The organism is Flavobacterium sp. ACAM 123, from assembly GCF_000264055.1.
GTDB lineage: Bacteria > Bacteroidota > Bacteroidia > Flavobacteriales > Flavobacteriaceae > Flavobacterium.
Window position 1 is genome coordinate 1 of record NZ_AJXL01000170.1, and the last position, 4,479, is coordinate 4,479.

Annotated in this window: 7 protein-coding genes and 1 pseudogene; 6 read left to right on the forward strand and 2 right to left on the reverse strand. The window is 34.7% G+C overall.

Features of this window, described 5'->3' with window-relative positions:
* Positions 1 to 66: 66 nt before the first annotated feature.
* Entirely contained in the window at positions 67 to 420 is a 354-nt protein-coding gene (locus A3SG_RS20340; RefSeq protein ID WP_016991295.1) for a DUF4184 family protein, read from the forward strand.
* Here A3SG_RS20340 and A3SG_RS0117520 read toward each other — a convergent pair.
* The gene (locus tag A3SG_RS0117520) at positions 417 to 623 is read right to left on the reverse strand and encodes a hypothetical protein (RefSeq protein WP_232226421.1); all 207 of its coding nucleotides are present in this window, start codon (positions 621 to 623) and stop codon (positions 417 to 419) included. The two genes, A3SG_RS20340 and A3SG_RS0117520, sit on opposite strands and share 4 nt — an antisense overlap.
* 2 nt (positions 624 to 625) lie before the next feature.
* A pseudogene (locus tag A3SG_RS21405) lies at positions 626 to 1,244 on the reverse strand (transposase); the annotation flags it as partial.
* Between the two features lie 632 nt (positions 1,245 to 1,876).
* On the opposite strand from A3SG_RS21405, the gene A3SG_RS0117530 reads away from it, so the two are divergent.
* The 5 genes from A3SG_RS0117530 to A3SG_RS21760 all read left to right on the forward strand — a co-directional run bounded on the left by A3SG_RS0117530 (position 1,877) and on the right by A3SG_RS21760 (position 4,470).
* The gene (locus A3SG_RS0117530) at positions 1,877 to 2,065 is read left to right on the forward strand and encodes a hypothetical protein (protein WP_016991298.1); all 189 of its coding nucleotides are present in this window, start codon (positions 1,877 to 1,879) and stop codon (positions 2,063 to 2,065) included.
* A 392-nt stretch (positions 2,066 to 2,457) separates the two neighbouring features.
* Positions 2,458 to 2,700: a hypothetical protein gene (locus A3SG_RS21755; protein WP_016991299.1), complete on the forward strand. Its 243-nt coding sequence runs from the start codon at positions 2,458 to 2,460 to the stop codon at positions 2,698 to 2,700.
* Between the two features lie 843 nt (positions 2,701 to 3,543).
* Positions 3,544 to 3,984: a hypothetical protein gene (locus A3SG_RS0117535; RefSeq protein ID WP_016991300.1), complete on the forward strand. Its 441-nt coding sequence runs from the start codon at positions 3,544 to 3,546 to the stop codon at positions 3,982 to 3,984.
* Between the two features lie 45 nt (positions 3,985 to 4,029).
* Positions 4,030 to 4,272, forward strand: a complete 243-nt coding sequence (locus A3SG_RS0117540; RefSeq protein WP_410501007.1) for a hypothetical protein — start codon at positions 4,030 to 4,032, stop codon at positions 4,270 to 4,272.
* A 21-nt stretch (positions 4,273 to 4,293) separates the two neighbouring features.
* On the forward strand, positions 4,294 to 4,470 hold the full coding sequence (locus tag A3SG_RS21760; RefSeq protein WP_016991302.1) for a hypothetical protein: 177 nt from the start codon (positions 4,294 to 4,296) through the stop codon (positions 4,468 to 4,470).
* The last annotated feature ends 9 nt before the right edge of the window (positions 4,471 to 4,479 follow it).

Consider the following 4,479-nt stretch of genomic DNA (forward strand, 5'->3'; position numbering starts at 1 on the left):
GCGGAATCTAAATCATTGTAACATTACGCTCCTATCATTAATCTTACTGAACTAAACAATATGTAGTTGCTCGGGTGGATACTTTTCGTTAAGCATTTTTCTCAATTATCAAATTCTTTTGAAATTTTTGGAAAGCAAATTAAGTATCTGAAAATATTACAACATTCGAGTACTTTAATTGGTGGAATTGTAATTGCTTATGCAATTTATCAACTACCAAAAGTGGAAAACATAAAAACAAAAATAAATATAAAATATTGGCTGATTGTTGGAGTAATAACTCTTTCAGTTTTTGCATTAAAAATAAACATTGGAGAAAAATCAAAGCTCATTGGAAATTTAATTGTAAGTCTGATTGCTTCAGGAATGATTGGAATAATAATTACGCCAATGATAATGAAGAAAAAAAACGTCAGCTAACGGATAAGGGTTCGTTGGGCTTGAAAAGCCAACAATGAACCCGCGGTTGAACGGAACCGCTCTACTTCCGCCACAATGGTGATATCGATAAACAAGTTTAGGTAATTCAAGAGGACAAAGCGTCCTCTTTTTATTTTAGCCGTAAAGTAGGCTGTTTTTATCGTGTTTTTCTTCACATCATCGCATACGTGCCCTACCCACAAAACTATTTTTTGCAGGGAGCAGCTCTTTGGCTAATACCAAGATAGCGAGCAGGCGGCCCCCTTTGGTCAAACACCAAAATAGTGTGCAAATTCACCATTTTACAACATTGGCACTTTCTGATTTTCGATTCTTTGGCTACTTTTATTTGGGGTTTTACTTTTAGTTATTCTTGTAAAATCTTTAATTTCTCTCGTTTCCAATTGCTACTCAAAAAACCATAATGCCGTATTTTTACAAAACCCTTGGGCAAAATATGAAGCGCAAAACGGCGGATAAATTCCTCGTGCTTGAGGGTCATGCTTTTGCGTTGCCCGTTCTGGCGGTAATCTTTGTAATGAAAACTTACATTTTGATCATCAATGCTTTTTATTCGGTTGTTGCTAATGGCTATTTTTTGAGTATATCTTCCCAGATATTCCACCACTGATTTTGGACTCCCAAAAAGCTTTTTGGTAAAAACAACCCACTGTTTCTCCCAAAGTTGTTTCTTGACTCTTGTATAATTATCAGGACTTAGAGTTTTGATTTTCTCGCAGTATTTTACTCTAAAAACTGTAGACAGTATCTTTAACTGGGAACAAAAACTTACCTCCGCCTGTTATATTATCTAGTTGACCGTTGAAAGCTAGGTTTTTAGCTTTTCAGCGTTGATCTGTTTTTTTAATCCTCCGAATCAAATGTTTGGATAGTTTTCTGTAACGGTATTTCTTACTCTTTTCCTGCAACACGTTGAGTTACCGTTTGTCAAAATCGAAATCTTGTAAACGAACACTTCTTACTTCCATACAACGTAAACCACAACCGTGTAAAGTCTGATAAGTACTTTGTGTTAGAGTAGTAAATCAATTTTTATGTTACCAGACCACAGAATATAGCACCGAACTAAGACGAGAACCCTCAACTCGTCTTAGAAATAGAATTACACACACTTGAAATTGAAACTTTAATACTTGAAAATGCCGTATTTTATAAACTTTGTGATTTTCATAACTACAAGCGCCAAAGACAACCATAAACTCAGCCAAAACCTTAATAAAAAAAGAATTTTTCTCTGAGAAGTGCTTATGATAAAAACCTAAAATTCTCCCGTAGTTATTTTGCCCTCTTCAATCTTTTTGAAGTAGTATTATTTCAAGAAAAACCTTAAAAAAGTACAGCAATGTTAAAGTTAATCTCTTGATTTTAAGACAGTATTAATAAATTCCTACTATTTAAATTGGAAATTGCAAATTAATAATTAAAACACATACAAATGAGTACAACATATTTAAACACCAAGTCAAGAGGAATAACCAAGACAGTTGCTGAATTCTCCAAACAAGATGGTCAGAGCAACAGCGAATTCCGTGAATTTATCAAGGGACAAGTAGTGGAGTATAGAAAAGAGGGAAAGGATGTATTCAAGTCCCCGAGACCAGGAGATGACCGCAATAACGGATAACTTACTGTCCAGAACGGAAAATGAAGTAAATAAGAATAAAAGGCTATTTGGGAAATCTAAATAGCCTTTTATCAATTTATTTAAAAAAAGTATTTAAAAAAAATAGAACAAATAAGTACCAGTCAAATAATATTAAATTTCCTCCTGGTCCTCGCCTAATTGAGAATCCGAAAGCATCGGGACGCGGACATTTACGATCTATGATCGGTTTTATACCTTAGTTACTAAACCATGCGTAAAAAAATAGACCTAACGTTGAACTTCATTATCACAAGAACAAAAAAACAGGAAACATAGTAGCATCAGTTTTTCTATTAGGAATTTTGATTTCTAGAATTCATAAGACAAAACAAAAACAACAGTAGAGGAATCTAACACAAGAAACAGATCAAATGATAGCAATAAACAATAAGAATACTGATAAAACTTTAATTGCAACAGCAATACTGCATACTTGCAAAGAAAGCAGGTTGGATTGCAAAGTTATTGACGATAATATAGCAAGTACATTTGTAGCGCTCAGAGAGGGAAGTACTGAATTTATCGTTTGTACAAAGCATCCTAATCACGATGAATATAGCGCCTCATTTTTTCCTAAATACCTCGAACCTATATGTCGAAAGGAAGCTTCTTAAACGCAGTTATAACAACAGAATAAGCAGTCTTTATTATCTGAACAACAGGAATGAAATTCGGTCAGCTTAAAGTAACTCCTGGATAAAATTTACATCCTACCACCATGGGGAAAGTATATGATTTTGAACTTTTAAAGTTACAGGTACACCACTTTACTATGTGATGTGTGTCTCTTATGCCACGTTAAAATCTACTATTAGTCAAACATCCAATGACTCCAGATCCTACTTAGATTGTGAATCCCTAAACATAAAGCACGCATTATGCTTTCAACTTGACCAGAAGATAAAGGGCAGCTTTGATTAGAAACTAAAAATAATGATAGTGCTGGCAATACAGAACTAAAAAAGAGGAAATAACAAAACCACCACCCTAACACAATTCAGCGCAAATTCTAGCCTATTTATGGCACGAGCAAAACAAGCTTACCGAACGCAATAGCGTCATGGTAGCTAACTTGGTTACTATTTGGATTGTCTTTACTAAATTAATTACTTAAAACACGTAAGAAACCACACGCAAAACGTTGCTTCATTTGAAAAAAGCCAATCCGCCAGTAGCAATAAGACTCTTCGACAGAATATTTCGTTAGAACTCATTAGCGATAATTACGATTGAAGAGCAGATCGCTCCAAACATTTCTACTATTGCCAGTTCTACAATACATAAAGAATAGGTTGCTGTTAAAAACTCCATTTTTACCCCTATTATACTGACTTACAAACAACTATATTATTTTAGAAGGTACGAAAGCGCGGATTATTTCGGTTTTTTTTGTATCTTGGAACAAGCGCCCCAGATATTGATGAGTTGCATTTTACTTACGTATTAATTCTGAAATTATGAAAAAAATTTTTTATGTCCTGCTATTTGCGACACCGTTTATAGCCTTTTCCCAAGGATTTGCAAAGCCCGAACCGCTCCAGCAGAAAAATGTAACTAATACCTATTTTGGCACTTCCCTAAATGATCCATATCCGTTTTTGGAAGATTTAGACGATCCTGGTGTCGTGATGTGGATGAAGGAGAATGCGAATTATGCTAATTCCATACTCGATAACATATCAGGAAAAAAAGCAATGCTTGATAAAATGATGGAACTGATAAATAGAACATCTGAATCCATAAGTAGTCTGCAAATTACAGATGATAATACCTATTTTTATTCAAAAAGAGTTCCTGGAGAAGAAATTAGTAAGATGTACAAACGCAATGGATGTAAAGGCAAAGAAGTTTTGTTTTTTGATCCAACCGCCTACAAAAAAGAAGAAGGTAAAACGTAAACTGTAAATTCAATTAGTCCTACGATCTAGGGAGATAAAGTAGCTATTACGGAACGACCTGATCTTTTTGTGGCAACGGCTCCAATGGTTAGTGCTATGAATACAGTAAGAATGGAGGAAATGCCAAATGGTCCTGTAAATACTCCTGAGTTCGGAACAGTTAAGGATCCAGAAGAGTTTAAAGGATTGTTAGAAATGGACTCCTACCATCAATTAGAGCCAAGCACAGATTATCATGCCACGCTAATTAAAGCAGGTATTTATGACCCTCGCGTCATCGCTTGGTAGCCTGCAAAATTTGCTGCAAAAATGCAACATGATAATTCAGGTAACTCACCTATCTTGTTCTTGACTGAATTTGACGGAGGTCACGGTGGAGGTGTTGCTTTGACTAAAGCTCTGAATAACTTTTCAAATATGTTTTCATTTTTTTACTGGCAATCTGGTGATCCAGATTTTAAACCAAGTAAAAAAGTAAAAAATTGATACTCTTAA

Bases quoted from the DNA above. Each gene is read 5' to 3' on its own strand.
- A3SG_RS0117535 (WP_016991300.1), top strand. From the start codon at position 3,544: ATGAAAAAAATTTTTTATGTCCTGCTATTTGCGACACCGTTTATAGCC.
- A3SG_RS21760 (WP_016991302.1), top strand. From the start codon at position 4,294: ATGCAACATGATAATTCAGGTAACTCACCTATCTTGTTCTTGACTGAA.
- A3SG_RS21755 (WP_016991299.1), top strand. From the start codon at position 2,458: ATGATAGCAATAAACAATAAGAATACTGATAAAACTTTAATTGCAACA.
- A3SG_RS0117530 (WP_016991298.1), top strand. From the start codon at position 1,877: ATGAGTACAACATATTTAAACACCAAGTCAAGAGGAATAACCAAGACA.